This is a genomic window from Methylobacterium pseudosasicola, from assembly GCF_900114535.1.
In the GTDB taxonomy this organism is placed as follows: Bacteria; Pseudomonadota; Alphaproteobacteria; order Rhizobiales; family Beijerinckiaceae; genus Methylobacterium; species Methylobacterium pseudosasicola.
In genome coordinates, this window is sequence record NZ_FOTK01000001.1 from 44,575 (window position 1) to 70,749 (window position 26,175).

Consider the following 26,175-nt stretch of genomic DNA (forward strand, 5'->3'; position numbering starts at 1 on the left):
CATCGTGCCGTCGGATGACGCTGACGGCATGCCGCAAACTGAGACGGGAGATCGCGCAATGGCCAAGGTTCTGGTGCTGTACTACTCGACCTACGGACATGTGGAGCAGATGGCCTACGCCGTCGCCGAGGGTGCTCGGGAGGCCGGGGCCGAGGTGGTGGTCAAGCGCGTGCCGGAGTTGGTGCCCGAGGAGGTCGCCCGGCAGAGCCACTTCAAGCTCGATCAGGCCGCACCGATCGCCACGGTCGACGAGCTGCCCCAGTACGACGCGATCATCTTCGGCACGCCGACCCGCTACGGCAACATGGCCTCGCAGATGAAGCAGTTCATCGACCAGACCGGCGGCCTCTGGATGAAGGGCGCTCTGGTCGGCAAGGTCGGCTCGGTCTTCACCTCCACGGCCTCCCAGCATGGCGGCCAGGAGACGACGCTGACGAGCTTCCACACGGTGCTGTTCCACCACGGCATGGTGGTGGTCGGCCTGCCCTATTCGTTCCCGGGTCAGGCGGGCGTCGAGGCAGTGAAGGGCAACACGCCCTACGGCGCCAGCACCATCGCGGATGGCGACGGTTCCCGCCAGCCGAGTGCGGTCGAGCTGGACGGTGCCCGGTTCCAGGGCCGCCACGTCGCCGGGATCGCGGCCAAGCTGGCCTGAGCCCGCAGGACAAGAAAAAAGGCTCGGATTGCTCCGAGCCTTGAAGGAAAAAGGCCATTTGGGGGCTGAGAAGGCCTTCGTGAGCAATGAACGGGTGACGCGAGCGTCTGTTCCACAGCCTCGATAAAAATACTTCCCCCTCAGCGCGGCGCGGCGGCCCGGGCCAACCGGTCCCGGATCGCCTCGCCCAGGCCGTCCGCCGGGATCGGCGCGACCGCGATGGTCTCGGCCCCCGAGGCGTCGAGATCGCGCAAAGCCCCGAACAGCCGGGACGCCGCTTCGGCCAAGTCGGCGGCCGGGCTCAGGTTGAGCACGGCCCGCGCATGTTCATGGCCCTCGGGCCGTCCGGCGCCGAACAGCAGCAAAGCTTCGCCGGGCCCGACCGCGTCCACGTCGAGGCGCACCCGCGCCCGGGGCGCGTAGTGCGAGGCGAGCATGCCGGGGCCGGCCGGCCGGTCGGCATCCGCCGCCTCGGGGTCGGCCGGGTCGAAGCCCAGGACATCGCGCAGCGCCGCCCGGGTGATGCCGCCGGGCCGCAGCAGGCGCGGCACGCCGCCGAGGCAGGCGACCACCGTTGATTCGACCCCCACCGGCGTGTCGCCGCCGTCGAGCAGGGCGGCGATCCGCCCGGCGAGGTCGTCGAGCACGTGATCGGCCCGGGTCGGGCTGACGCGACCCGAGCGGTTGGCCGAGGGCGCCGCCACCGGCCGGCCGACGGCGCTCAACAGAGCGCGGGCGATCGGGTGCCCGGGGACCCGCAGGGCGACGCTCGGCAGCCCGGCCCGGGCGAGGTCGCAGACGCGGGTGCCCGCATGGGCCGGCACGACCAGGGTCAGGGGGCCGGGCCAGAACGCTTCGGCGAGGCGCTGGGCGGAATCGTCGAAGGTGCCCTCAGCCAGGGCGGCGTCCCCGTCGGCCAGATGGGCGATCAGCGGATTGAAGCGCGGCCGTTCCTTGGCGGCGAAGATCCGTGCCACCGCGGCCGGGTCGGTAGCGTCGGCCCCGAGCCCGTAGACCGTCTCGGTGGGGAAGGCCACGAGTTCGCCCGCCCGCAGGAGCGCGGCGGCCTGCGCGAGGCCGTCCGCGTCGGGATCGAGCCGCCGGGTCGCGGCCGGGACCGTTGACCCGGGATCATTCATGCGGGAAGCCGTCGTGCGAGATGATGGCGGCGCGCCCGTCGCGCGCCTATCCTGGGGCCGCCGTAGCCCCGGTGCCCGGGCGCGGTCAAACCCGCCCCGGGATATCAAGCGGGCGGGCCGAGAGGAGCGACCACCCGATGAGCTACCGCGCCCCCGTCCCCGAGATGCTGTTCACCCTCCGGCACGTGACCGGGCTCGACGGGGTCGACCCGGAAGACGCCGAGGCGATCCTGACCGAGGCTGGGCGGATCGCCGCCGGGGTGATCGCGCCCCTGAACCGGGTCGGCGACCGGCACGGCACCCCGTTCGCGGATGGGCGCGTCACCACGTCGCCCGGCTGGCGCGAGGCCTACAGGACCTTCACCGAAGGCGGCTGGAACGGTCTCTCGGCCGCGGCCGACCATGGCGGCCAGGGCCTGCCGAAGCTGGTCGAGGCTGCCTGCACCGAGATGTGGAACGGCGCCAACCTCGCCTTCGGCCTCTGCCCGTTGCTGACCCAGGGCGGCATCGAGGCGCTCGCGGCCCACGGCTCCGACGACCTGAAGGCGCGCTATCTCGAAAAGCTCGTCACGGGCGAATGGCCCGCGACCATGAACCTGACGGAGCCGCAGGCGGGCTCCGACCTCGCGCTGCTGCGCACGCGCGCCGAGCCCGCCGGCGACGGCACCTACCGCATCACCGGATCCAAGATCTACATCACCTACGGCGAGCATGATCTGGCGGATAACATCGTCCACCTCGTGCTGGCGCGCCTACCCGACGCGCCCGCCGGCACCCGCGGCATCTCGCTGTTCCTCGTCCCGAAGGTCCTGCCGGACGGGACTGCCAACGACCTGCGTTGCTCCGGCGTCGAGCACAAGCTCGGCATCCACGCCTCGCCGACCTGCTCGATGGCCTTCGGCGACAACGGTGGCGCGGTCGGCTGGCTGATCGGCCAGGAGAACAAGGGGCTGGCCTGCATGTTCACGATGATGAACGCAGCGCGGCTCAATGTCGGCCTGCAGGGCGTCGGCGTCGCCGAGGCCGCGACCCAGCGGGCGCTGGCCTACGCGCAGGAGCGTCGGCAGGGCCGGGCGGTGGGCGCCCCCGAGCCGACGAGCCCGATCGTCGCGCATCCGGACGTGCAGCGCATGCTGCTGACCATGAAGGCCTACACGGCGGCCGCGCGCGGCATCTGCTACCTCACCGCCTCCGCCCTGGACGCGTCGCAGGGCCCGGGAGGGCAGGGGGCGCTCGACCGCGCCTCCCTGCTGACCCCGGTGGCCAAGGCGTTCGCCACGGATCTCGCCAACGAGGTGACCTCGCTCGGCGTGCAGGTTCATGGCGGCATGGGCTTCGTGGAGGAGACCGGGGCGGCCCAGCTGATGCGCGATGCCCGCATCCTCGGCATCTACGAGGGCACCAACGGCATCCAGGCCATCGACCTCACCGCCCGCAAGCTGCCGCTCAACGGCGGCGCCACCGCCCGGTCGCAGATCGCCTGGATGCGCCGGGCCGCGGAGGGCCTGCTCAAGGCGTCCGACCCCGCCTTCGGCCATATGGCGGCGCGGCTGCGCGATGCGATCGGCAGCCTCGACCGGGCGACCAGCCACCAGCTCGCGGCGCTGACCTCGAACCGCCCGAACGCGGCGCTCGCCGGCGCGACCCCGTATCTGCGCCTGTTCGGCCTGGCGCTCGGCGGCGCCTGCCTGGCCCGCGGCGCGCTCGCGGCCTCGGCGGCCCTGAAAGCCGGCGAGACCGACCCGGCCCACGCCGCCCGGATCGCGCTGGCCCGGTTCTACGCCGAAAACCTCCTGCCGGCGGTGAGCGGTTTGGAGCAGTCGGTGGTGGAGGGCGGCGCCTTCACGGACGATGCCGCGTTGGCGCTGGCAGTTTGAGGGAACGGACATGGCCGAGACCGTCACGATCACCGATCTCGAAGGCGGCGTCCGCCTGATCACCCTGAACCGCCCGCAGAAAAAGAACGCGCTCACCGGGGCGATGTACGACGCGATGCGCGAGGCCCTGGCGGGGGCCGATGCGTCCGAAAACATCGGCGCCGTGGTGTTCGGCGGGCAGCCCGGGATGTTCAGCGCCGGCAACGACCTCGCCGACTTCATGGGGGGCGCCGCGGGCGGCTTCAGCGCCTCGCCGGCCCTGGCCTTCATCCGCCAGCTCGCCCGCACCCGCACCCCGATGGTGGCGGCGATCGATGGGATCGCGGTGGGCATCGGGGCGACGCTGAGCCTGCATTGCGATCTCGTCTATGCGAGCCCCGCCGCGCGGCTGCGCATGCCCTTCGTGGAACTCGGCCTCGTGCCGGAGGCGGCGTCGAGCTACCTGCTGCCCCTGCGGGTCGGGCGGCTCAAGGCGACGGAGCTGCTGCTGCTTTCTCAGCCCCTCAACGCCGACGAGGCGTTGGCGCTCGGACTGGTCAACGGCGTGCTCCCGGCCGACATGCTGCTGGAACAGGCCATCGCTCAGGCGGCCAAGCTCGCCGCCCTGCCGCGAGGGGCGCTGGCCGCGTCCCGCGCCCTGATCCGCGGCGACCAGGCCCAGGTCGAGGCGGCGCTGGAGGCGGAGGCGCGGGCCTTCGACGCGCAGCTCCGCTCGCCCGAATCCCAGGAGCGGCTCGCCGCCTTCCTGTCGCGCGCCAAGCCCGCCTCCTCGGCGTGAGCACGCCCGACCTCTCCCAAAAGATCTGCCTGGTGGCCGGGGCCTCGCGGGGCGTCGGGCGGGGCCTGGCCCGGGCGCTCGGCGAGGCCGGGGCGACCGTGATCGTCACCGCCCGCTCCAGCGAGACTGGCCCGCGCACCGAGATGCGGCCCGAATCGATCGAGGACACCGCCCGCCTGGTCGACGCGGCCGGCGGGCGCGGCCACCATTACCTCTGCGACCACCGTTCGGAGCGGGCCACCGACACGCTGGTGCATTGGGTGCTGCGCCGGTTCGGGCGGATCGACGTCGCGGCCTGCAGCGTCTGGGGCGGCAACGAGGGCTATGACGGCGCGCGCTACCCGGACGGGGCCGGCTGGGGCACGCCGTTCTGGCGCCGCTCGGCCGAGCCGTATCTGGGCTTCCTCCAAGCCGGGCCGCTGCCGGCGCTGCTGCTCGCCCGCGCGGTCGCCCCGTCCATGGTGGCGGCGCGGGCCGGCCTGATCGCCCTGGTCTCGTTCGGGACCGAGGATTACCTCGGCGACGTGTTCTACGATTCCGCCAAGGCGGCCACCAACCGGCTGGCGCTCGCCTTCGGACAGGACCTCGCGCCCTACGGCGTGACCGCGCTCGGCCTGTCGCCGGGCTTCGTCGCCACCGAGCGGGCGCGGGATCTCGGGCAGGAGGAGCGGGCCACCGAGGGGCCGCTCTATGCCGGCCGGGCGCTCGCCGCGCTGGCGGCCGATCCGGACATCGCCGCCCGGGCCGGCGCAGTGCTGCATGCGGGCGATCTCGCCCGGATCTACGGCTTCACCGATGCCGACGGCACCCAGCCGGAGCGTTTCCGCGTCGGGCCCTGACCGCGCTCCGAGCCGGCCGTCGCCCCGCTGCCGAAACCGGACCGGATTGCCGCGGGAGCGAAAAACCGCCGTAATTCTCCCGCACGTTAGACCGTAATCGTGCGCTCGGCTCTGCGATTTTAAGCCGGCTCACTTCGGTGCGACGAGGACGACAAGCATGTCGGATGCGAATACGGCCCCGCGCGTGCTGATGGTGTTCCCGAAGTTCTACGAAAACTCGATGTGGAATTTCAAGGAGGCCATGGAACTGCAGGGCGCCCGCGCGCCGGCGCCGCCGCTGGGCCTGATCACCCTAGCCGCGATGCTGCCGCCGGCCTGGCAGGTGAGCCTGGTCAACCGCAACTGCGAAGATCTCACCGACGCGCAGATCCTCGCGGCCGACCTGGTGATGACCGGCGGCATGCTGCCCCAGGAGCCGGACTGCCTCGTCGTCATCGATCGATGCCTGGCGCTGGGCGTACCGGTCTGCGTCGGCGGCCCGGCGCCGACCTCGACCCCGGAGATCTACGACAAGGCCGATTTCCTCGTGCTGGGCGAGGCCGAGGGCATCCTCGCCACCTTCGTGGAGGCCTGGGAGTCCGGGGCGCGCCGCGGCCGGTTCACGGCGGAAAAGTTCAAGGCGGACGTCACCACCAGCCCGATCCCACGCTTCGAGCTGCTGACCTTCAGCCACTACCTGTATATCGGCGTCCAGTTCTCGCGCGGCTGCCCGTTCACCTGCGAGTTCTGCGACATCATCGAGCTCTATGGCCGCGCGCCGCGGACCAAGACCACGCCGCAGATGCTGGCCGAGCTCGACCGGCTCTACGGCCTCGGCTATCGCGGCCATGTCGATTTCGTCGACGACAACCTGATCGGCAACAAGAAGGCGATCAAGCTGTTCCTGCCGCACCTGATCAAGTGGCAGGAGGATCACGGCTACCCGTTCAAGTTCTCCACCGAGGCCTCGCTGAACCTCGCCGATGACGACGAACTGCTCGGGATGATGCGGGACGCGAACTTCTTCGCCCTGTTCACCGGGATCGAGACGCCCGACGAGGCGACGCTGATCCAGACCCAGAAGAAGCAGAACACCAAGCGCTCGATCGCCGACAGCGTGCACAAGCTCTACGAGCACGGCATGTTCGTCACGGCGGGCTTCATCGTCGGCTTCGACACCGAGAAGGACAGCATCAGCAAGGCGATGTCCCTGTGCATCAGCCAGACCGGCATCCCGATCGCGATGGTCGGCCTGCTCTACGCGATGCCGAACACCCAGCTCTCGCGCCGCCTGCGCAAGGAGGGCCGCCTGTTCGAGAACTTCGCCTACACCACCGCCGAGCAGGGCGACCATTGCACGCAAGGGCTCAACTTCGTGACCCTGCGCCCGCAGCAGGACGTGCTCGCCGATTACCGGGACGTGCTGGCGGAGATCTACGACCCGCCGAACTTCTTCGCCCGCATCCGCGAGATTGGACGTCGGGTGAAGCGCCCGAAATTCGCCGCCCACAAGGTCAACTGGCGGCACGTCGCGCGCGATCTGACGTCGCTGCTCCGGGTCTGCTGGCGGATGACCGTGCGGCGGCCGGAACTCGCCAAGCATTTCTGGAGCGTGTTCTTCCAGACCGCCCGGACTAATCCGGCGGCCCTGGAAGCGGTGGTCACCAACATGGTGATCTACCTGCACGTTTACCCGTTCTCGCGCTACGTGATCCGCGAGATCAACGGCCGGATCGCCGAGCTGGAGGCCGGCCGCTGGGTGATGCCGCCGGTCCTGGCTCCCGACACCGAGGGATGCGGCAAGGCCGCGCCGGTGGGCAAGGTGGTCGCCCGGGCCGAGGTCAAGCACCTCGCCGCGGTGGCCTGAGCGGCGGCCGGGTTCAGGCAGCCCGCACCGTCTGCAGGAAGTCGCCGATCTCCCGGCGCAGGGCCTCGGATTGCGCCGAGAGGCTCGCCGCCGAGGCGAGCATCCGTGTGGCGGCCGTGCCGGTCTCGTCGGCGGCCCGGGCGACGTCGTCGATCGTACCGGTGACCGAGCCGGTCCCGGTGGCCGCCTCGGCGATGTTGCGGGCGATCTCCTGGGTCGCGGCGCCCTGCTGCTCGACGGCGGCCGCGATGGTGGCCGCCACCCCGTCGATCTCGCGGATCCGGCCGGTGATGCCGTCGATGGCGCCAACGGTCTGACCGGTTGCCCCCTGGATCCGGCCGACCTGACCGGTGATCTCGTCGGTGGCCTTGGCGGTCTGCGCGGCGAGCGCCTTCACCTCGGAGGCGACCACGGCGAAGCCCCGCCCGGCCTCACCGGCGCGGGCCGCCTCGATCGTGGCGTTCAGGGCGAGCAGGTTGGTCTGGCCGGCAATGTCGGAGATCAGCCGCACCACGTCGCCGATCCGGCCCGCGGCCTCGCTCAGCTCCTGGACCAGCCCCGCGGTCTGTCCGGCCTGGGCGACCGCGCCCCGGGCGAGGTCGGCGGAGCCGTCCACCTGCCGGCCGATCTCCTGGACCGAGGCGCCGAGCTCCTCGGCCGCCACCGCCACCGTGCCGACATGAGCGGCGGCCTCCTGCGCGGCGCTCGCCACCGCGGCCGAGCGCTCGGCCGTGCGCGTCGCCGTGCTGGTCATGGCCTCGGCATGGGCCCGCAGGTCGAGGGCCGCCTCCGTCACCGCGGCGAGCACGCCGCCGATGGCGGCCTCGAAGCCATCGGCCATCTCTTCGACGGCGCGCCGCCTCTGCGCCTCGGCGCCGGCCCGGGCGAGCGCCGTCTCCTCCTCCAGCGTGCGGGTGCGGATGAGGTTGTCCTTGAACACCTGCACCGCCGCCGCCATGGCGCCGATCTCGTCCCGGCGCCCGGTCTCAGGGATCGCCACGGTCGCGTCGCCCTCGGCCAGGCGAGCCATGGCGCCGGTCATGCGCTGGATCGGGCGGGCGATGCCGAACAGGGCGAACAGCATCGCCGCGGCGGCCACCAGCAGGCCGAAGGCGGTGGCGGCGAGGGCGGTGTGCTTGGCCGACGTGGCGTTGTCGGCGGTACCTGCGACGTTCGCATCGGTCTGCGACCGGGCGAGCGCGATCGCCTCGGTGAGGCTGCCGACCGCCGCCTCGCTCTGGGCGCCGGTCTCCGGATCGAGGACCAGCTTGAGGGCGCCGTTCGTGTCGCCGGCGATCATCAGCTCAACCACCTGGAGCTGGACGTTCTGGTAGGCGTTCCAGGCGGTGGTAAAGCGCTCGTAGGTCTCCCGCTCCCGGGGCGTCGACAGGCGGTCCTGATAGGCTTGGCGTAGTTCGGAGAGGGCACCGAGGCCGTCGGTGAGCGCGGTCTGATTCTTGTCGAGGGTCGCGAAATCCGGCGATCCGACGACCAGCCGGTAGAGCTTCAGCCGCACGTCGCGCACCGCCATGCCGATGGCCTCGGCCTGATTCTGGGCGGGCAGCCAGACCTGAGAGACCGCCTTGGCGTCCCGCTCGATCTCGGACAGCCGGACGACGCTGACGACACCCTGGCCGGCGGCGGCGAGGGCGAGCAGACCGATGGCGCCGCACAGGACCATCTTCAGTGAGAATCGCATCGGGGCTTCCGTCGTCGCGGCCGGGCGGCGCTTCAACCTCGATGATCTCTATGATATTTCTTAACGTTCCGCTGCGCGTCGACAGCTATTCGTGACTACAGCCACTTCTTCCAGCGGAAGAAAACGTAGGGCAGGACCGCGGCGACGAACATCATCACCACCGCCATCGGGTAGCCGTACGGAAGTTCTAGTTCAGGCATGGACTTGAAATTCATGCCGTAGATCGAGGCGATCAGTGTCGGCGGCATGAATACGACGGCCATGACCGAGAACAGCTTGATGATGTTGTTCTGCTCAAGGTTGACCAGCCCGAGCGTGGCATCCAGCAGAAATTGAATTTTCGTGGAGAGGAAGGTCGCGTGCTCTTCCAGCGATTGAAGATCGCGCAGGGTCGAGCGGACATCCTCTCGCAGGTCGCGGGGCGCCTTGTTGGTCCGATAGGTCGCCGACAACGAAAGCAGGATTCGCTCCATCGAGACCAGACTCTCGCGCTGCTTCGAGATCAGGTCGCCGTGTCGTCCGAGCGCCCGCAACGTGTCCTGAAGGGCCGTGTTGCGTGCCGACGGATCGGCCTGCACTTCAAAGATCTTGCCCGACAGGCGGTCGATGCGCTCGCCCTGGAGCTGCAGCACGTCCGCCGCCCGGTCGATCACCGCCTCGATCAGCCCGGCCAGGATGGTCTCGCCGGAGGGGGAGACGGAACTGCCGTTGCCCATCGTGCGGCCGGCGCGCTGCGTGTACATCCGGAAGGCCTGCGGCTCCTCGTAACGCACGGTGACGAGGCGGCTGCCGCGCAGGATGAAGGTGATGCCGGCGAGCCCCGGCTCCTCGGCATCGCTCACCTTCGAGAGCACGCGCCCGGTCATGTAGCGGGCGCCCTCCTCGACGTAGAGCAATTCCGAGGGCTCGATGTCCTTCATCTCCTCGCGGGTCGGAACCTCGATGCCGGCGAAGGCCTCGACCTTGAGCTCCTCCTCGCGGCTCGGACGGATCAGGTCCAGCCAGACGGTGTCCTCGGGGATCGTATCCTGAAGGTCGACGATTCGGCGCTCAAGCAGCGAGGATCCGGCGCCGGTTGCGGGCTGGTGGATGAAAATCACGAAGGGGTCTCGGGTGCGAAACGGTCACTGGGCGGCGCAAGGTCCGGTCCGCATCCGGCACGGCGGCTCCGAGCGCAAGCTGTGCCGTGGGTGTGGCGTTGTTTTCTGACGCTTCCGTGACATCGCGGCCCGCCTCGGCGGTTTCACGCGGCCGGCTTCGGCGTTCAGTTGCAGCCTTCGCAGATGCTGTTGTCGATCTTGTCGGTCAGTTCACGTTCGCGCCGCTGCTCCTGGCGCGAGGGCACCTCGCCGGGGCCGAGCGACGTGCCCGGCGGCTTGGTCACGCCGAGCCGGTTGGTGTTCGGCGCCGTGATCGTCGAGGTCGGCCCGCCGCCGGTGCCGGTCTGATCGGGGGCGCGGGGCTGGGCCGCCAGCGTTGCGGGAAGGGCGACGCTCAGCGCGGCGAGGGCGAGCAAGCGGATCGAGGCTGTGGTCATGACACCTCCAGTCATCGGAAGAAGGTCAGATTCCCCAGCAAGTTGCAAGCCTCCAAGATTCAAGTCGTCAAGTTTCAAGCCTCAGCGACGGCGGGGGGCCTCGCGCCGGAACACGCCGACCATCTCGACATGGTCCGAGTGCCGGAACTGATCGACCGGTGTCACCGATTCGAGCCGGAAGCCGCCTTCCGTGAGCGTCGCCGCGTCCCGGGCGAAGGTGCCGGTATCGCAGGCAACGCCGATCGCCACCGGCACCCGCGAGGCGGCGATCTGCCGGGCCTGAGCCTCGGCGCCGGCCCGGGGCGGGTCGAACACCACCGCGTCGAGACCGTCCAGTTCCGTGGGCAGCAGCGGTCGGCGGAACAGGTCCCGGCGTTCGGTGGTGATCTGGCGCAGGCCCGTGGCGGCCCGGGCGGACCGATCGAGGCCGGCCAGCGCGGCCGCATCCGCCTCGACGGCGTGGACCGCGGCGTTGCGGGCCATCGCCAGGGCGAGGGGGCCGCAGCCGGAGAACAGGTCCGCGACCCGCCGCGGGCGGCGGCCCAGGGCCGCGAGGGTCAGGTCGGTGAGCACCTGCTGTCCGGCGGCTGTCGCCTGGAGGAAGCCCCCCGGCGCCGGGTAGAGGCGGCTCTCGCCGGACGTTACCGAGACCGGCTCGGCCTCCATCAGGCGCTCGCCGTGGAGCGACAGGCGGGCGAGGCCGAGTTCGCCCGCGATCCGCACCAGCGCGGAGGCGACGCCGCCGCTCACCGGCCCGTGGCCGCGCAGGTCGATGTCGAGGCCTTGGTCGGTGGCGGTGACGGCCACGTCGAGGGGCTTGCGGCCGTGGCCCAGCGGCGCCGCGAGGCGGCGCGCTACGGCAGGGGCCGGATGCAGCGCCGGCACGGTGATCGGGCAATGGTCGATCGGCACCAGCGCGTGGCTGCGCGCCGCCATCAGCCCGGCCTCGCCTTGTCCGTCGATCTCCCGGACATGCAGGGTGATGCGGCGCCGCCCAGCTCCATGGGCGTCGATGGCGGCCTCGGGCTCGACCACGAGCCGGGCCTGCGACAGGGCCTGGGCGACGAGGCCGCGCTTCCAGGACAATTCCGCCGCCGGGGCGAGGTGCTGCGTCCGGCAACCGCCGCAGCGCATGTAGTAGGGGCAGAACGGCTCGACCCGGTCGGGCGAGGCCTGCTCGATGCCCAGCAACTCGGCGCGCTTGCCCTCCCGGCGGATCGTCACCCGCTCCCCGGGCAGCGTGTAGGGGACGAGGAGGCCGTCCTCGGCGATGCCGTCGCCGCGGGCGCCGAGGTCCCGGATCGTGACCGTTTCGCTCATGGTAGGGTTGCGCCGATCAAGAATTCGGAATTGCCGTCGCCACCCGGCACGGGCGAGTCGATCAGGCCCAGGATCGTCGCCCCAAGCCCCTCCAGCACGAAGCGGACAGTCGCGCAGACCTCCGCGTGGACGGCCGGATCGCGCACCAGGCCGCCGCGCCCGACCCGCTCGCGCCCGGCCTCGAATTGCGGCTTGATCAGCGCCACGATCGCGGCACCCGGTGCCAGCAGCGCCGGCAGGGCCGGCAGCACCAGCCGCAGGCCGATGAAGCTGACATCGACGCTGGCCAGCGCGGGCCGCGGGACGAGCCGCGCCGGGTCGAGATTGCGGATGTCGGTGCCCTCCAGGCTGGTGACGCGGGGATCCCCCGTCAGCCGCGGATGGAGCTGCCCCCGGCCGACATCGACCGCGTGGACATGGGCCGCGCCCCGGGCGAGCAGCACGTCGGTGAAGCCGCCGGTCGAGGCGCCGACATCGAGGCAGGCGAGGCCGGCCGGATCGAGCCGGAACGCGTCGAGGGCCGCCGCGAGCTTCAGGCCACCCCGGGAGGCATAGGGGTGCTCGGGTGTGGCCTCGACTTGCGCGCCCGGGCGGATCGCTTCCGAGGCCCGCGCCAGAAGCCGGCCGTCAACCCGCACCAGCCCGGCCCGGATCGCCGCCTGCGCCCGCGCCCGGCTCTCGAAATAGCCGTGCTCCACCAGGAACAGGTCGGCCCGTTTCGGCGAGGGATCAAGGCGCGCGGGCGCCGCGCGATCCGGTATGGGCCGGTCTCCGATCATCAAGGCTTTATGGGCTGGCGCCAGATACGGCGAAGGTTTCGGGAGCCGGCCCTGTCGAAGGGGCGGCGCGCATCCTAACTAGACCGGGCTTGAGAGGAGAGCCACCGTATGACACGCATCCTGCCGCTGCTCGCGCTGCTGGGTCCCTTCGCGGCGAGCGGCGCCCTGGCCCAGGAGCCGCCGGCAGCCGCCAAGCCCGCCGAGACGTTCCAGGCGCCCGTGAAGAACGCCAAGGGCGACACGATCGGCACGATCGCGATCCGTGATGGCGCGAACAGCCTGGTGTTGCGTGTCGCCATCCAGCCCGGCGGCCTCCCGCCTGGCTGGCACGGCATGCATTTCCACGCCGTGGGCGATTGCTCGGATCCGAAATTCCTGAATTCCAAGGCTCATGTGAACCACGACCAGAGCAAGCACGGCCTGCTCAACCCGGACGGGCCCGACGAGGGCGACCTGCCGAACCTCTACGTGGTCCAGGACGGCTCGGCCAATGCCGAGGTGACCAGCGAGACGCCGCTCACCGGCGAGGGCGGCCTCAAGGACGGCGACGGCTCGGCCCTGATCATCCACGCCAACGAGGACGACCACACCACTCAGCCGATCGGCGGCGCCGGCGACCGGATTGCTTGCGCGGTGATCAAGTAGAACCCATCAGCCCGGATTGGGCGAGGGCACCAGGGGCGGGATCGGGCGCGGGCGTCCGGCCTCGTCGATCGCCACAAAGGTGAAGGTGGCCTGTGTCACCCGCTCGCGGAGCTGGGTGCAGAAGCGGCGCGCCCAGGCCTCGACCTCGATCTTCATCGAGGTCCGGCCGACATGTGAGACCCGGGTGTAGACGCACAGCACGTCGCCGACCCTGACCGGGCGGATGAAGGTCATGGCGTCGAGGGCGACGGTGACGACGCGGCCCTGGGCCCGGTCGACCCCCGCGATGCCGCCGGCCTGATCCATCTGGGTCAGAACCCAGCCGCCGAAGATGTCGCCATTGGCATTGGTGTCGGCCGGCATCGCGATGGTCCGGACCGTGAGGTCGCCGCGGGGCAGGTCCGACTCGGGGGGCGGCGCTGCCGCGCTCTCGCCCGCTGCTGCGCGTCCGACGTGCTGCATGCCGTCCATCCGCCTGTCCCGCGCGCCGTCAGAGAAGGAAGCCGGCGAGCTTCAGCCCGGCCGCCAGCAAGATAGCGGCGGCGCCCAGGATGCATTCGAACGGGATCGATTGCCAGAGCTCCGGCGTCGCCGCCGCGGGCTCGGCGCGCTGCGCGATATCGTTCATCGTATGTCCTCCCGGGCGGGCCGATCTGTCGCCGGTCCGTCCTTTTCCTGCACTATACGGCATGGAGCCTGCGTGCGCATCCCGAATCGCGGCACGAAAAAGCCCGGCGGCTCGTGTGAGCCGCCGGGCCGATCAGGGTCTCGATCCGCTTAGTAGTAGAACCGGCGACGGTAATACGGACGGCGGTAGAACGGCCGCGGGCCGTAGTAGAACCGGCGACGGTAATAGGGCCGGCGGTAGAACGGGCGCGGGCCATAGAAGCGGCGGCGGTAGTAGTACTGGGCCTTCTGGGCCACGGCCGGCGCGGCGTCGGCCGGCAGGGCAATGCCCGGACCGACGGGCGCAGCCGACGCGCCCTGTGGCGCAGCGGCCGCGAAGCCCAGCACCAGCAGGGCCGCGAGCAGGAATTTCCTCAGCACGTCTCGACTCCCTTCGCGTGATCACGTCTTGTACGACGGACCGCGCGAGGCACGAGAACCCTTCCGGCGGTCCGAAACGCTGCAACGCACGGGCGAGGAGAAGCGTTGCAGCGTAACCGCTACGGATAGGCGCAAGGGTTTATTTTCGGCAGCGGCCTCAGGCAGGCGTGCCGGTGCGGCGCGATTCATCGCACCGGATCAAAGGGTTGGATCCTTGATGCCGGGACGGTCAGGCGATCTGCGTGGTCATGTCGACGATGCGCGCCTCGGTGCTTTGGCGGACGAGGGCGATGCCGTGTTCGCAATCCTCGCGGCGCAGGTAGCCCTCGCCGGACTCGGCCACCACCTCGCCGTTGCGGGCGCGCAGGCGCCAGCGCCACTCGCCCTTGGCATCCCGATAGAGTTCGAACCGCATGGGGCAGGCTCCCGTCTGACCTATCGATGAGATGGGATGCTGCGGGCAAAAAAGAAGCCGCCCCGGAAGTCTCCTCCCGGGACGGCTTTTTTTAGGATTTTGAAAGTCCTGGTTTCAAAAGGTCCGTGACCTTTTGCGGGTGCAGGGCAGCGCCCTTCTCGGTCTCAGGACCGGGGCGACCGCTCCAGCCAGCCGATGTTGCGGCCGCCTTCGCCGGCGCTACCGGCGCTGCGCGGGCGGGCATCGGTGCGCTGGGGCCGGCTGTCGCGGGCCGGGCGTGCCTGGTTCGGGCGCTCACCCTGCGGGCGGGGGGCGGGGCGATCCGACCGGGCGTCGCGTCCCTGAGGGGCGGGGCCGCGGCCCTCACTACGACCGTCCTGCGGACGGCCCTGGCGCGGCGCGCCTTGACCTTGGCCGCCGCCGAAGCCGCGGCCGCCTTCCGGGCGTCCCTGCTGGGGACGGCCCTGCTGCGGACGGGACCGCTGGCCCGGACGACCACCGCCCGGACGCTGCTGCTGACGCTCAGGCCGGCGCTCTTCCTCCCGGGCGATGTCGGCCGCCTCCTGACGCGACGGGGGCGTGAAGCCCTCGGGGAAGCCCGCCACCGGCACGCTCTGGCGGGTCAGCCGCTCGATGTCGCGCAGGTAGGCCCGCTCCTCGTCGTTGCAGAACGAGATCGCCAGACCGGTCGCCCCGGCGCGCGCGGTACGGCCGATGCGGTGGACGTAGCTCTCGGGCACGTTCGGCAGGTCGAAATTGACCACGTGGCTGACGCCGTCGACATCGATGCCGCGGGCGGCGATGTCGGTGGCCACCAGCACCCGGCAATCGCCGTCGCGGAAGGCCTGGAGCGCCCGCTCGCGCTGCGGCTGACTCTTGTTGCCGTGGATCGCGGCGCCGGCGATGCCGACCTTGTCGAGGCCGCGCACGACCCGGTCCGCCCCGTGCTTGGTGCGGGTGAAGACCAGGACCCGGTCGATGGCCGGATCCCGCAGGATATGGGCGAGCAGCGCCTGCTTCGCGCCGGTATGGGCGAAGATGACCTTCTGCTCGACGCGCTCGGCCGTGGTGGCCACCGGGGTCACGGCGACCTGCACGGGGTCCTTCAGATACTGGCTGGCGAGACCGGCGATGTTCTTCGGCATGGTCGCCGAGAAGAACAGGCTCTGGCGCTGAGCCGGCAGCATCTTCACGATGCGCTTGAGCGCGTGGATGAAGCCGAGGTCGAGCATCTGGTCGGCCTCGTCGAGGACGAGGATCTCGACGCCTTCGAGGGTCAGCGAGCGGCGCTCGATCAGGTCGATGAGCCGGCCCGGGGTGGCGACCAGGATGTCGACGCCGGGCGCCAGGGCCCGCTCCTGGCGGCTGATGGTGACGCCGCCGAACACCACCGTGGTGGTGTAGGACAGGTGGCGGCCGTAATCCGCGAAGGATTCGGCGATCTGGTTGGCGAGCTCGCGGGTGGGCGAGAGCACCAGCACCCGGCAGCCGCGGCGCGGGGCCCGGCGATCCGAGAGCGAGAGGCGGTGCAGGATCGGCAGCGCGAAGGCCGCGGTCTTGCCGGTGCCGGTCTGGGCGATGCCGCAGAGGTCGCGGCCCTCCATGGCCGGCGGGATCGCCTGGGCCTGGATCGGGGTCGGCGTGACGTAGCCAGCCTCGCCGAGCGCCCGCAGCACGGGCTGGGCAAGGCCGAAATCGGTGAATTGGGTCAAAGAGATATCCGATGCAGCAGGGCCGGCCGGGCGCCCCGCATCCTGTGCGAGCAGCGCCATGTTGAGGTCGGTCCGTTGGCAGGGGGCAGCCCGCGTGATGGGGCGGCCCGGGTGCATGCACGTTATGAAGAGGGGGGCCGGATCACGCCGGAAGGCGCCCGATCCGTCACGCAGCCCCCTCAAGCGGGCCATGACGGCCGCTGACGCTGCACCGCCGATATGCGGGTGTGCGGCTGCGAAGTCAATGCAAAGCCTCGCTCCGCACGACATGGCACCGATCGCCTGGGCGCGTGTCTCGGCGACTTGTCATTCCCGAGGCCCCGACGACGGACGCAGGGTGGTGTGGTAATTCGCTCCGTGAAGGCTGAGGGTCTGGCGATGCGATTCGTGACCGACGCGAAGGTGGCCGCCGACGGCCGAATGGTTCTGCCGCAATCCGTGCGCGAGGCTCTGGGCGTCACGGGCGAGACCCGGCTCGTCGTCACGGTCGATGGCGACGAGGTGCGCCTCTCACCGGTCGGCCGCGTGGTATCGAAGCTGCAGGCTCTTTACCGTGAGAACGTCCGCTATGATGCCGATTCCTCCGCCTTCCTGAAGGAGCGTCGCGCCGAGGAGGAAGGCCAGGATCCAGTTGCGTGAGTGCCGTCGTCTTCGACACCTCGGCCGTCATAGCGCTTTTGCGTGGTGAGCCCGGAGCCGATTTGGTCGCACGTTACGTCGGTCAGGCGGCCATGTCCGCGGTCAACCTTCAAGAACTGGTCAAAGCTCTTCTTCTGCGAGGATTGGATCTGCCGGTCATCGAGACCTTGGTGCAGAACCTGCGGCTCGACATACACGCGCATGATCGCGAGGCCGCCTTCGCGGCCGCGTTGTTGACGGACGCGACGCGGCAGTTCGGGAGCGGGATCGGCGATCGAACTTGCATAGCACTCGCGGTGAAGCTTCGTTTGCTGGTGCTCACGACCGATCGGGCATGGGCCAAGATCAGCGTATTCGGCCTGACTGTCGAACTGGTCCGCTAACGCCGCGCTCGTAATACGAAAGCGGGCCGCACGGTCTCGAAGGGATACCGAGACTCGGCCCGCGTCAGGCCGCCAGCCGCCGCGTCTGGCGGTAGAGGCCTCCCGTCAGACCCGCGAATAACACCAAGCCGCCGATCACCGCGGGCCCGCCAAAACCGTCGCCCACCAGCGCCAGGGCGCCATCGTCGCCCGACACGTAGACGATGATCGCGAAGGCGACGCCCCAGAGACTCTCGCCGACGATCAGGCCCGTCGCGGTGAGGATGCCCAGCCGGACAGCCCGTTCCGGATCGGCCTGGCGGCGCGCCCAGCGCTCGTAGACCGTGCCGATCACCGCGCCGGCCACCAGGGGCACGACCAGCTTCATGGGCAGGTAGATCCCGAAGGCGGTCGCCAGGGGCGGGAGGCGCAGGCGCTTCAGCCGGCCGAGGGTTTCGTCCAGGGCGATCAGCGCCACGCCCGCAACCGCGCCCCAACCCAGCATGCGCCAATTGCCTTCGCCCGACAGCACGCCCTTCGCCAAGGTCGAGATCAGGCCGGCCTGCGGCGCCGCCAGCGCGTTCGGCCCCGCTCCGGGCGCCCCGACGAAGCCGAAGCTCGTCGCCAGCACGTTCAGCACAGGCGGTATGATCACCGCGCCGAATACCACGCCGACCACGAGGGCCGCCTGCTGCTTCCACGGGGTTGCGCCCACGAGCTGGCCGGTCTTGAGGTCCTGCAGGTTGTCGTTCGCGATGGCGCAGATGCTGAACACGACGCCGGTGACGGTCAGCACGTAGGCGACGAGCGCCCCGCTGCTCTGCGCATCCGCATCGCGGCCGAGAAGCCCCAGCAGCATCACCGAACTCGCCAGCGCGGCCAGGATGCCGATCCCCGACAGAGGCGAGTTGGACGAGCCGATCAACCCGGCCATGTAGCCGGTCACCGCCGCCGCCACGAGCCCGATCACCAGGACGAACAGCAGGCCGCCCGCGACCAGCAGCACGCCGTGCCGCTCCAGGCTGGTGCCGGCGAGGACGTCCCACAGCAGCCAGCCGATCGGCAGGAGCAGGCTCAGCGAGACGAGGCCGACGACCGCGATCGGCAGATCGCGCTCCTCGAGTGCCAAGGTCACGCCGGCGCCGCGCGCCCGCCCGGCGGCGAGGGCCGAGCGGATGCCGCCCAGCACCGGGCGGGCGATCCGGATCAACGTCCAGACCGCCGCGACGGCCATCACGCCGGCGCCGAAGAACCGCACCTCCTGCCGGAACACCGCGCCGACCCAGGCCTCGACGGACACGTCCGGCATCGGCTGCTGCGTGGTCAGGAGCGGGACCAGCACGACCCAGCCGATCACCAGCCCGAGGGCCATCGCGGCCCCCACCGACAGGCCGACGAGATGGCCGACGCCGAGCAGTGCGAAGGACAGGTTGCCGCCGATCCCGGTGGCCCCGGCGCCGACGCGGAACCAGGTCGCGGCGCTGTCGAGCACCAGCCGGGTCTGGGCCAGGGCCGCGAAGCCGGCCGAGGCCAGGCTGTTCCAGACCAGGATCCGCAGGCCCAGCGCGCTGTCCGCCGCGCCGGCGGTGCCCTGGTTGCCGAGCGCCAGCACCTCGGCGGCGGCGCGTCCCTCGGGATAGGGCAGGTTCGAATCGACCACGAGGGCACGGCGCAGGGGCACGGACAACATCACGCCCAGGATCCCGCCCGTCGCGGCGATCCCCGCGGTGATGAGCCAGGGAAAGCCCTGCCACCAGCCGATCATCACCAGGCCCGGCAGCACGAAGATGATGCACGAGAGCGTTCCCGCCGCGGAGGCGACGGTCTGGACGATGTTGTTCTCCGGCACCGTGGCGCCGGGCAGATGGCGCAACACTGCCATGGAGATGACCGCGGCCGGGATCGAGGTCGCGAAGGTGAGCCCGACCTTAAGGCCGAGATAGACATTGGCAGCGGTGAACAGCAGCGTCAGCACGCCGCCGAGCAGGATGCCGCGCCAGGTCAGTTCGGCTGGTTTGGCACCGCTGGGCATGCGAATCGGGCTCCGAGATCGAATCCTCGGAGTTTATCTGTCGTCGACTGCGGAAGACAACCTGTCGGAAAAGCGGACATCCTGGCTCGTTATATATTTATTTGAAGAAAACGAGGTCAATATTGTCGAAATATACCGAAAAAACCAAAAGCTATACTGTGTTGAAGGCGCCGTTTCTAAAAATGTGGATATCCCAGGCCGCTGCTAACCAGCCGGACCTTGGGCTGCGCAAGCACGGTGTGCTAATTTCAGGGTATGCAGATCGACGAAGAGCGCATTGACGAGGCGGTGCTCGCCCTTCTGTGGCTGACGCTCCACAACGAATGTCGGGCCTGGAAAGGGTTCGACTGGGCAACCCTCGGCCGCCTGCACGCGAAGGGGCTGATCGACGATCCGGTCGGCCGGGCCAAATCCGTGGTGCTGACCGAGGAAGGCTTGCGCCAATCCGAGGCGCTGTTCGAAGCGCTGTTCACGCGCAAGGATTGAGAGCCCCGGCTCAGCGACGCTGCGAACACATGTGTGCAAAGGAAAATCAGGCCCCCAAGCCATGATCGCGGCCTGAGGCCGACCGATCAGCTTTCAGAGGGAAAGCACCACAACAAACGTGTGGTGCGGCCAAGAGGACTCGAACCTCCACCCCTCGCGGGACTAGCACCTCAAGCTAGCGCGTCTACCAATTCCGCCATGGCCGCATCGGACGCGAAGATCCGCCCGTTCGCCCGAACGCTGCGACCTCCGGGGACTCCCTCGGGTCGCCGTCATGTCGGGCGGCGCAGCGGATAACAGATCGATCCGCCGCCGACAAGCGCTCCGCTCGCTCCGTCGCCTCTCAGAGCGGAAATTACGCGCCTCCCCGGCGGAAACGGCGGTCTTTGAGTCAGGTGCAGAGGGGGAGGAGGGCCAGGTCCACGATGGCCTGCAAGTCCTGCTCGGAGGCGCCATCCCGCGCCTGCACCGATAGACCCTGCAGGGTGGCGGCGTAGAACGCGGCCAGCGCCTCGGTATCGCTTGTCTCCGGCAATTCACCTTGGCTTTTGCCGCGATCGAGCCGGGCCTTGATGGCCTCGCGTGCCGCGATCCGCCGAGCGGTCATGCGCCGGGCGATCGCGTGATGGTCCGGCCCGCAGCTCAGCAGGCCCAGCGAGATGAAGCAGCCGCCAGGACGGTCGCTGGCGGCATAATGCTGCGCCGCCTGTGTCAGCAGAGTCCGGATCGCCGCCTGCACACTTCCCGGCCGTTCGAGGGCTTCCGCGGCGAACGCGCCGTCGCGCTGCTGATAGAGGGCGACCGCCTCCTCGAAGAGGGCTTCCTTGCTCTGGAATGCGCCGTACAGGCTGGTCGCCGTGACGCCGATGGCGTCCGTCAGATCGGCGATCGACGTGCCCTCGTAGCCGCGGGCCTGAAACAGGGCCAGGGCGGTCTCCAGGGCTTCCTGGCGATCGAACTGGCGTGGCCGGCCGCGCGCTCTCCGACCCGACGGGTTTTCGATTTCCATAGCGACCACTGCAATAATGCCTTGACAGGCGCGCCGCAAGCCGTCCTCAATTCTGTAGCGATTCCTGCAAAAAGGCTTTCGGATGATGCGGCATGCGATCGTCGCTCTGGGTGCTCTCGCTCTCGGCGTCGGTCTCGGCGCGGGGGCGCAGGCCGACCCGCGGCGGGTCCTGATCTATGGGGACAGCAACACCTGGGGCTATGTGGCGAGCCCTGATGGCCAGCCGGCCCGCCGTTACGGGCGCGACCAGCGCTGGACGGGCCTGCTCCAGCAGGCGCTCGGTGCCGATTACGAGGTGGTGGAGGATGGGCTCAACCTGCGCACGACCGACCTCGACGGTGAGGCTTGGCCGGACAGCATCATTCGGCCCGACACGGTCAACGGCTCAAAACATCTGCCGGTGTCGATCGCGGCCAATATGCCCCTCGATCTGGTCGTGATCATGCTCGGCACGAACGATCTCCAGGCCCGCTATCGACGCTCGCCGCAGCAGGTGGCCGACGCCGCGGCCGGGCTCGCACGGCAGGTTCAGGCCTCCTCGGGAGGCATCGGCAACGCCTATCCGGCGCCGCGCGTGCTGCTGGTGTCGCCGGTCCAGGTCGCCCCGATTCCGATCCGGGGCTGGAGCGAGCGCTATGACGGTGGCCGGGAGAAATCGCAGCACTTCGCCGAAGCTTTTGCGCAGGCGGCGGCAAAGGCCCGGATCCCGAGCTTCGATGCCGCATCCGCGATCGGAGGTGCCGCACACGGAGCCGATGGCCTGCACCTGTCTCCGGCCGATCACCGTCAGCTGGCGGCCGCGATCGCCCCCGTGATCCGCAAGACGCTGGACGACGGGGAGCCGTGACCGCTCAATCGGACGCGTAGCTATCTTCGAAGAACGGTGTCGCGCTGTCGCCGATGGTGGTGCCGGGCTCGACAATCGCCGCCGCCTTGCGGATCAATTCCGTCACTTCGACGGAGATGCGGTCGCCGGTCACGACGATCTGGCCGCGGGCGATCGGGTGGTCGTTGGCCAGGATCTCGACCATGTCGCTGTCGCTGGCCTCCAGCTCGATCACGGCGCCCCGGCCCATGCGCAGCAGCATGTGCAGCGGCATCCGGGCCCGGCCGAGCACCACCGTCAGATCGACCTTCAGGGTCTCGAAGACCGCCACCGCCTGCCCATCCCGTCTCGCAGCCGACCGAGCATCAAAGCCTTGCAACCGCCGGCCGCGGATGTTGAAGGCTTCGACCATCGACGCAGGATAGTGAACCCTTGGTAAACGCAGCCCGCCTCACGGTCTCGCCGCACGCCTTTCCGAAGCGGCCCGGCTCGGATCCGGTCGCGGGTCCGGTGTCCTGGCGCGTGAGCGATGCACCGGTGGGCTACGCGGAGGCGGTCGCCTGGATGGAGGCGCGGGTGGAGCAGATCGCACGCGGCACGGCGGCCGAATGCGTCTGGCTGCTGGAGCACCCGCCGCTCTACACCGCCGGCACCTCGGCCAAGCCCGAGGATCTTGTGACGCCAGATCGATTCCCGGTCCATGTCACCGGCCGGGGCGGCCAATACACCTATCACGGCCCGGGCCAGCGGGTCGCCTACGTGATGCTCGACCTCGACCGGCGCAGCCGGGACCTGCGGGCCTACGTGGCGAGCCTGGAGGGCTGGCTGATCGAGACGCTGGCGGCCTTCAACGTCCGGGCCGAGCGCCGGGAGGACCGGGTCGGCGTCTGGGTGCGCCGCCCGGAGAAGGGGCCGGGGGTGGAGGACAAGATCGCCGCCATCGGCATCCGGGTACGCCGCTGGGTCAGCTTCCACGGGATCAGCCTGAACGTCGAGCCGGACCTGTCGCACTTCGCCGGCATCGTGCCCTGCGGCGTGCGCGAGCACGGGGTGACGAGCCTGGTCGATCTCGGCCTGCCGGTGAGCCTGGCGGAGGTCGATATGCAACTGCGGGCGGCCTTCGAGGCGATCTTTGGAGCGACGGTGATCGAGGCGGAGCCCTAGCGGCTTCGTCCGGACGACGCGTACGGCGTGGCCATCGTGTATCGTACGGTTATGGAGGGGCGGCCGATGCGCTCGACGAGATACGCGGATGAGATCGCCAGCGCCGACGAGGGGGGCGCGCGCATCGAGCGGTTGCGGATTCGAGCCACCGGGGCCGACGAGATTCGCTTCTCCTGGTGGAAGGATGGCCGCTTTCAGGCCCGGCCCCTGGATCTGCCGGAGGACGATCTTCTGCGGCTTCTGCGCAAGGCCATCGACGAGGGTGTGTTCTCCGAAGTCTTTGTCGGAAACCTGCGGCGCATGCTCGGTGCCGGCGCAGAAGCGATTCCCGAACATAGCATGGTCAGGCTATCCAGCAGCCTGGCTCTGAAGGATGGGCGCAGGCTTCCGGAGGGCGCCCGCGGCGCCGTGGTGTTCGTCCACGGCGACGGCGAAGCCTACGAGGTGGAGTTCGTCGAGCCCTTCCACGCCGTGGCGACGGTTCCGGCGCCGAGCGTGTCTCGGATCGCTGCGGCGTGACTGCCGCCGTTCCGCCCCGAACCGTGCCGCCGGCCAAGCTCACCGACTACCTGCTCCGACCGGATCATCCCGTCGGTGGATCCAAGGCGGCGTTCTTCCAGGCCTTCGGCTTCTCGCTCGGCCACCCGGAGGTCATCACGGCAGCCTTCATCGCTCATCCGGACCATAATCCCGTCGCGGATACGGAGCACAGCCGTTGGGGTGTGAAATACACGGTCCGCTGCCGCGTCCGGACACCGGATGGCCGTGATCCCTGCATCCTGACGGTGTGGATCGTCCCGCCGGGCGAGACTGTTGCCCGCCTCGTCACAGCCTATCCCGATGAGGAGCGCTGACGCCGTAGCTCAGGATCGCCCTGTCGGATCACGCGGACCGATCAGAAATCCGCGTGTAGCCGCGACGCGAAGAAGTGGGACGGCCCGCGGTCGCGATTGTAGCCGGGGTTGTTCACGAACTGGTAGTCGAAGGTCAGGGTCACGAACTTCGTGAGATTCAGAGCGTAGTAGGTCTCCAGCGCCCGCTCGCTGCCGTAGTTGAGCCGCCCGTCGCCGATCAGCAGGCCGTAGAAGCCCGCCGCGAAGGCGGCGCGGTGCGAGGGTGAGAGCCGGTTCATCGCCGTGCCGAGGCCGATCGTGTCGTCCGGCCGGTCCCAGGCCTTGCCCTTCAGGGACAGGCCGCCGGAGAAGCTTTGGTCGATATCGGTGAAGGAGATGTTCTCCGTGCGCCCGTCGTTCAGGCTGGCCCGGGCGAACAGGCCGAGCTCGGGCGTCAGAGCCTGTTCCAGGTTGATGTAGCCGCCGGTCTTGCGGCGCGGCTTGCGGGTCGCGAGCGCAGCATCGCTGCCGTTGTCGAACAGGCCGAGCTGGGTGAGGGTGACGACCTCGCGGTTGTTGGCCGAGACGCCGACATTCGAGAACAGCCCGATGCGGATTTTGCCCGGCTGCTCCAGCCACGGGAGCACGTGGCGCTCCTCGAACTCGACGTTCAGCCCGGCGCGGCGGAACACCCGCGGGTCGAGCACATCGCTCGACGGCTCCTTTGGCACCTGCGTGTAGGCGGCGCGGATCGCGAAGTCCGGTCGGTTGTACTCGGCGTAGACACCCTGGGTGAAGCCAGGGAGGTTGGCTGGGAAGTCCCAGGCCGAGGCGCCCCAGAGCGACCAGTTGAAGAAGTCGACCCGCGGGTCGTGCGCGTAGACGTTGCCGTCGAAGAAGTCGCCGAGCGCGAACTTGCCCGCGATCAGGGTGATCCGCTCCGCATCGTACCGGGTGGCGACCTGGTTCGGCCCGTCCGGCACCTCCACGGTCTCGCCGCCGAGCCCGATCGTCTGCTTCACGTAGTAGCGGTTCGAGCGCAGCTTCGGGAACGGGGCGCCGGCCTTCTGCGCCTCGCCGTTGACGAAGCCCGCGACGCCCAAAGTCCGCGACAGGCCGAAGCCCTGGCTGAACTCGGGGTTGTAGTACAGCTCGGTGCTGTCGGTGAGCTTGAGCCCGAGGAAGATCGTGGCCGTGGTGGTCTGGCGGGCCTGGTGCGGGATCAGGCTCTGCGCACCCTCGTAGGGCGAGCGGAAGCCCGGCACGCCCTGGGCGATCAGCGTCGTCTGGCCGTGCAGCGAGAAGCGCCCGGTATCGCCGTTGTCGGGATCGTGCGGGGCGGTCTCGTCGGGATCGGCCGGGACCTTCAGGCCGCCCGGGAACCACATCAGCCGCGCGAACAGCTGGTTCGAGGTGAAGCTCGCCCGGGACGTGACCGGGCCGCCATCGTCCCCCGGCACGTAGCCCAGGGAGAAGCGCCGGCTGCCGCCGAGATCGATGTAGCGGTAGTCGATCCCGAGGGCGAGCGAGTCGCTGATGGCGTATTGGATGCCCGCGCCCAGGGTGAAGCCGAGATAGCCGAGCTCGCGCCGCGCCGTGTTCTGGCCGCCCGCGTCGAGATCCGGATAGTCCGCCAGGAAGCGGGCATTGGCGCCCGCGAGGCCGAAGGATCCGTAGACCAGGTAACGGTCGAAGCTGTAGCCGATCCGGGCCCGGAGGGTGCCGTACAGGTCGGTCTTGGCCCGCACGATGTTGAAGGGCGGGTCGGCATCCTCGTAGCCGAAGCCCAGGATAGTCGAGGGCACCGGCCGCTTCAGGTTCGCCACGTCGAAGCTGCCCTCGACCCCGTAGACCCAGGGGCCGGTCTGCCAGTTCCAGCCGCCGAACACGCCCCCGACCGCCGTGGTGGCGTTGCGGCCCTGATCGCTGCGGCCCGTGGAATCGCCGCTCTTGAACGCCGGAACCGCCCGGTCGCCGATCGTCGTCGGCCCGAAATTATAGGCGCCGTAGGATCCGCCCGCGCTGCCCTGGAGGCCGACATAGCCGCCCGACCAATCCGTGTAGACGGGGAGATCCGCTGCGGGACGCCGCGCCGCCGGGTCGGCCGCGATCGCCGGGGCGGACGCGATCAGGGGCGCCGCGAGGACGAAGGCAGTACGGATGAGAGACGCGGAACGGGGCGGCATCGGACTCGCAGAAAAGATATAGCACTTGCTATAATGGGCTGTGCGGATGCGCAAGCCGTCTCGGACCGTCTCGAACACAGGCCGCACCGTTTTTCCGGCCTGCACGCCATTGTTGGGGGGCGCGCATGGCAGCGGCATGACGATCCCCACATCCTTCCGAAGGTCAAGATACGCGCGGACACAGCGAGCGGAATAACTTCCGCGCTTGCACCGAAACCTGACGTATCCTCAGGTAAAGGCCAAGAATTGCCATTCACCTGCCGTGTAATGATATTAGATTAGAATTATTATGATTTGATTTGCGGCGGTTTGCCTCTTTGAAACCTCTGCCAAGGGCGTTATGTGCCCAA

Annotated in this window: 28 protein-coding genes and 1 tRNA gene; 13 read left to right on the forward strand and 16 right to left on the reverse strand. The window is 69.7% G+C overall.

Going from position 1 to position 26,175, the window contains the following annotated elements:
• Positions 1-58 precede the first annotated feature (58 nt).
• Positions 59-655, forward strand: a complete 597-nt coding sequence (wrbA, locus tag BM228_RS00225) for an NAD(P)H:quinone oxidoreductase (RefSeq protein ID WP_092036073.1) — start codon at positions 59-61, stop codon at positions 653-655.
• A gap of 140 nt (positions 656-795) precedes the next feature.
• Here wrbA and BM228_RS00230 read toward each other — a convergent pair whose 3' ends face one another.
• Positions 796-1,794: an L-threonylcarbamoyladenylate synthase gene (locus tag BM228_RS00230; protein ID WP_092036075.1), complete on the reverse strand. Its 999-nt coding sequence runs from the start codon at positions 1,792-1,794 to the stop codon at positions 796-798.
• Between the two features lie 137 nt (positions 1,795-1,931).
• On the opposite strand from BM228_RS00230, the gene BM228_RS00235 reads away from it, so the two are divergent.
• The 4 genes from BM228_RS00235 to BM228_RS00250 all read left to right on the forward strand — a co-directional run bounded on the left by BM228_RS00235 (position 1,932) and on the right by BM228_RS00250 (position 7,134).
• Positions 1,932-3,671 (forward strand): acyl-CoA dehydrogenase family protein, encoded by a 1,740-nt coding sequence (locus BM228_RS00235; RefSeq protein WP_092036077.1) that lies wholly within the window; start codon positions 1,932-1,934, stop codon positions 3,669-3,671.
• A 10-nt stretch (positions 3,672-3,681) separates the two neighbouring features.
• A complete protein-coding gene (locus BM228_RS00240) occupies positions 3,682-4,449 on the forward strand; it encodes an enoyl-CoA hydratase-related protein (RefSeq protein ID WP_092036079.1) in 768 nt (255 codons plus the stop codon).
• Positions 4,450-4,481: 32 nt separating this feature from the next.
• Complete coding sequence (locus BM228_RS00245; protein WP_092036081.1) at positions 4,482-5,288, forward strand: SDR family NAD(P)-dependent oxidoreductase; 807 nt, start codon at positions 4,482-4,484, stop codon at positions 5,286-5,288.
• Positions 5,289-5,445: 157 nt separating this feature from the next.
• Positions 5,446-7,134: a B12-binding domain-containing radical SAM protein gene (locus BM228_RS00250; RefSeq protein WP_092036083.1), complete on the forward strand. Its 1,689-nt coding sequence runs from the start codon at positions 5,446-5,448 to the stop codon at positions 7,132-7,134.
• A 13-nt stretch (positions 7,135-7,147) separates the two neighbouring features.
• On the opposite strand, the gene BM228_RS00255 is transcribed toward BM228_RS00250, so the two are convergent.
• The 5 genes from BM228_RS00255 to BM228_RS00275 all read right to left on the reverse strand — a co-directional run bounded on the left by BM228_RS00255 (position 7,148) and on the right by BM228_RS00275 (position 12,469).
• Entirely contained in the window at positions 7,148-8,833 is a 1,686-nt protein-coding gene (locus BM228_RS00255; protein ID WP_092036693.1) for a methyl-accepting chemotaxis protein, read from the reverse strand.
• A gap of 95 nt (positions 8,834-8,928) precedes the next feature.
• On the reverse strand, positions 8,929-9,933 hold the full coding sequence (locus BM228_RS00260) for a magnesium transporter CorA family protein (RefSeq protein ID WP_092036085.1): 1,005 nt from the start codon (positions 9,931-9,933) through the stop codon (positions 8,929-8,931).
• 164 nt (positions 9,934-10,097) lie between these two features.
• Entirely contained in the window at positions 10,098-10,370 is a 273-nt protein-coding gene (locus tag BM228_RS00265) for a hypothetical protein (protein ID WP_244536972.1), read from the reverse strand.
• A gap of 81 nt (positions 10,371-10,451) precedes the next feature.
• On the reverse strand, positions 10,452-11,690 hold the full coding sequence (locus BM228_RS00270) for a class I SAM-dependent RNA methyltransferase (protein WP_092036090.1): 1,239 nt from the start codon (positions 11,688-11,690) through the stop codon (positions 10,452-10,454).
• Positions 11,687-12,469 (reverse strand): TlyA family RNA methyltransferase, encoded by a 783-nt coding sequence (locus BM228_RS00275; RefSeq protein ID WP_244536973.1) that lies wholly within the window; start codon positions 12,467-12,469, stop codon positions 11,687-11,689. Before BM228_RS00275 ends, BM228_RS00270 begins: the two co-directional genes overlap by 4 nt.
• Positions 12,470-12,577: 108 nt before the next feature.
• Between BM228_RS00275 and BM228_RS00280 the strand changes: the two genes are divergently transcribed.
• Positions 12,578-13,114: a superoxide dismutase family protein gene (locus BM228_RS00280; RefSeq protein WP_092036092.1), complete on the forward strand. Its 537-nt coding sequence runs from the start codon at positions 12,578-12,580 to the stop codon at positions 13,112-13,114.
• Positions 13,115-13,120: 6 nt separating this feature from the next.
• On the opposite strand, the gene BM228_RS00285 is transcribed toward BM228_RS00280, so the two are convergent.
• From BM228_RS00285 to BM228_RS00300, 5 genes are all read right to left on the reverse strand, one after another.
• Entirely contained in the window at positions 13,121-13,576 is a 456-nt protein-coding gene (locus BM228_RS00285) for an acyl-CoA thioesterase (protein WP_208611963.1), read from the reverse strand.
• Positions 13,577-13,604: 28 nt separating this feature from the next.
• Entirely contained in the window at positions 13,605-13,742 is a 138-nt protein-coding gene (locus BM228_RS34435) for a hypothetical protein (RefSeq protein WP_167367623.1), read from the reverse strand.
• Positions 13,743-13,891: 149 nt separating this feature from the next.
• The gene (locus BM228_RS00290) at positions 13,892-14,161 is read right to left on the reverse strand and encodes a hypothetical protein (protein ID WP_092036095.1); all 270 of its coding nucleotides are present in this window, start codon (positions 14,159-14,161) and stop codon (positions 13,892-13,894) included.
• A 229-nt stretch (positions 14,162-14,390) separates the two neighbouring features.
• A complete protein-coding gene (locus tag BM228_RS00295; protein ID WP_058194628.1) occupies positions 14,391-14,576 on the reverse strand; it encodes a YegP family protein in 186 nt (61 codons plus the stop codon).
• Between the two features lie 164 nt (positions 14,577-14,740).
• A complete protein-coding gene (locus BM228_RS00300) occupies positions 14,741-16,288 on the reverse strand; it encodes a DEAD/DEAH box helicase (RefSeq protein WP_092036097.1) in 1,548 nt (515 codons plus the stop codon).
• 387 nt (positions 16,289-16,675) lie between these two features.
• Here BM228_RS00300 and BM228_RS00305 point away from each other — a divergent pair, with 387 nt between their 5' ends.
• A complete protein-coding gene (locus BM228_RS00305; RefSeq protein ID WP_208611964.1) occupies positions 16,676-16,927 on the forward strand; it encodes an AbrB/MazE/SpoVT family DNA-binding domain-containing protein in 252 nt (83 codons plus the stop codon).
• Positions 16,924-17,310, forward strand: a complete 387-nt coding sequence (locus BM228_RS00310; RefSeq protein WP_092036101.1) for a type II toxin-antitoxin system VapC family toxin — start codon at positions 16,924-16,926, stop codon at positions 17,308-17,310. Before BM228_RS00305 ends, BM228_RS00310 begins: the two co-directional genes overlap by 4 nt.
• Positions 17,311-17,374: 64 nt before the next feature.
• Here the strand turns inward: BM228_RS00310 and BM228_RS00315 are convergent, their stop codons facing one another.
• The gene (locus BM228_RS00315; RefSeq protein WP_092036103.1) at positions 17,375-19,321 is read right to left on the reverse strand and encodes an OPT family oligopeptide transporter; all 1,947 of its coding nucleotides are present in this window, start codon (positions 19,319-19,321) and stop codon (positions 17,375-17,377) included.
• A gap of 255 nt (positions 19,322-19,576) precedes the next feature.
• Between BM228_RS00315 and BM228_RS00320 the strand changes: the two genes are divergently transcribed.
• Positions 19,577-19,807 carry a DUF6429 family protein gene (locus BM228_RS00320; RefSeq protein ID WP_092036105.1) on the forward strand — a complete coding sequence of 77 codons (231 nt, stop codon included), beginning with the start codon at positions 19,577-19,579 and terminating at the stop codon, positions 19,805-19,807.
• Between the two features lie 121 nt (positions 19,808-19,928).
• On the opposite strand, the gene BM228_RS00325 is transcribed toward BM228_RS00320, so the two are convergent.
• Positions 19,929-20,013, reverse strand: a tRNA-Leu gene (locus tag BM228_RS00325).
• A 185-nt stretch (positions 20,014-20,198) separates the two neighbouring features.
• Entirely contained in the window at positions 20,199-20,855 is a 657-nt protein-coding gene (locus tag BM228_RS00330; RefSeq protein ID WP_139234027.1) for a TetR/AcrR family transcriptional regulator, read from the reverse strand.
• A 43-nt stretch (positions 20,856-20,898) separates the two neighbouring features.
• On the opposite strand from BM228_RS00330, the gene BM228_RS00335 reads away from it, so the two are divergent.
• Entirely contained in the window at positions 20,899-21,663 is a 765-nt protein-coding gene (locus tag BM228_RS00335; RefSeq protein WP_092036109.1) for a GDSL-type esterase/lipase family protein, read from the forward strand.
• A 4-nt stretch (positions 21,664-21,667) separates the two neighbouring features.
• On the opposite strand, the gene BM228_RS00340 is transcribed toward BM228_RS00335, so the two are convergent.
• Positions 21,668-21,973 (reverse strand): FliM/FliN family flagellar motor switch protein, encoded by a 306-nt coding sequence (locus BM228_RS00340; RefSeq protein WP_092036111.1) that lies wholly within the window; start codon positions 21,971-21,973, stop codon positions 21,668-21,670.
• 101 nt (positions 21,974-22,074) lie between these two features.
• On the opposite strand from BM228_RS00340, the gene lipB reads away from it, so the two are divergent.
• The 3 genes from lipB to BM228_RS00355 are packed head-to-tail and all read left to right on the forward strand — an operon-like array spanning position 22,075 to position 23,660.
• Entirely contained in the window at positions 22,075-22,806 is a 732-nt protein-coding gene (gene lipB / locus BM228_RS00345; RefSeq protein ID WP_092036113.1) for a lipoyl(octanoyl) transferase LipB, read from the forward strand.
• A gap of 27 nt (positions 22,807-22,833) precedes the next feature.
• Entirely contained in the window at positions 22,834-23,325 is a 492-nt protein-coding gene (locus tag BM228_RS00350) for a hypothetical protein (RefSeq protein WP_139234028.1), read from the forward strand.
• A complete protein-coding gene (locus BM228_RS00355; RefSeq protein ID WP_092036116.1) occupies positions 23,322-23,660 on the forward strand; it encodes a DUF6883 domain-containing protein in 339 nt (112 codons plus the stop codon). The genes BM228_RS00350 and BM228_RS00355 overlap by 4 nt, the downstream gene beginning before the upstream one ends.
• Before the next feature lie 41 nt (positions 23,661-23,701).
• Here BM228_RS00355 and BM228_RS00360 read toward each other — a convergent pair whose 3' ends face one another.
• Positions 23,702-25,825, reverse strand: coding sequence for a carbohydrate porin (locus BM228_RS00360; RefSeq protein ID WP_092036118.1), 2,124 nt, complete (start codon positions 25,823-25,825; stop codon positions 23,702-23,704).
• Between the last annotated feature and the right edge of the window lie 350 nt (positions 25,826-26,175).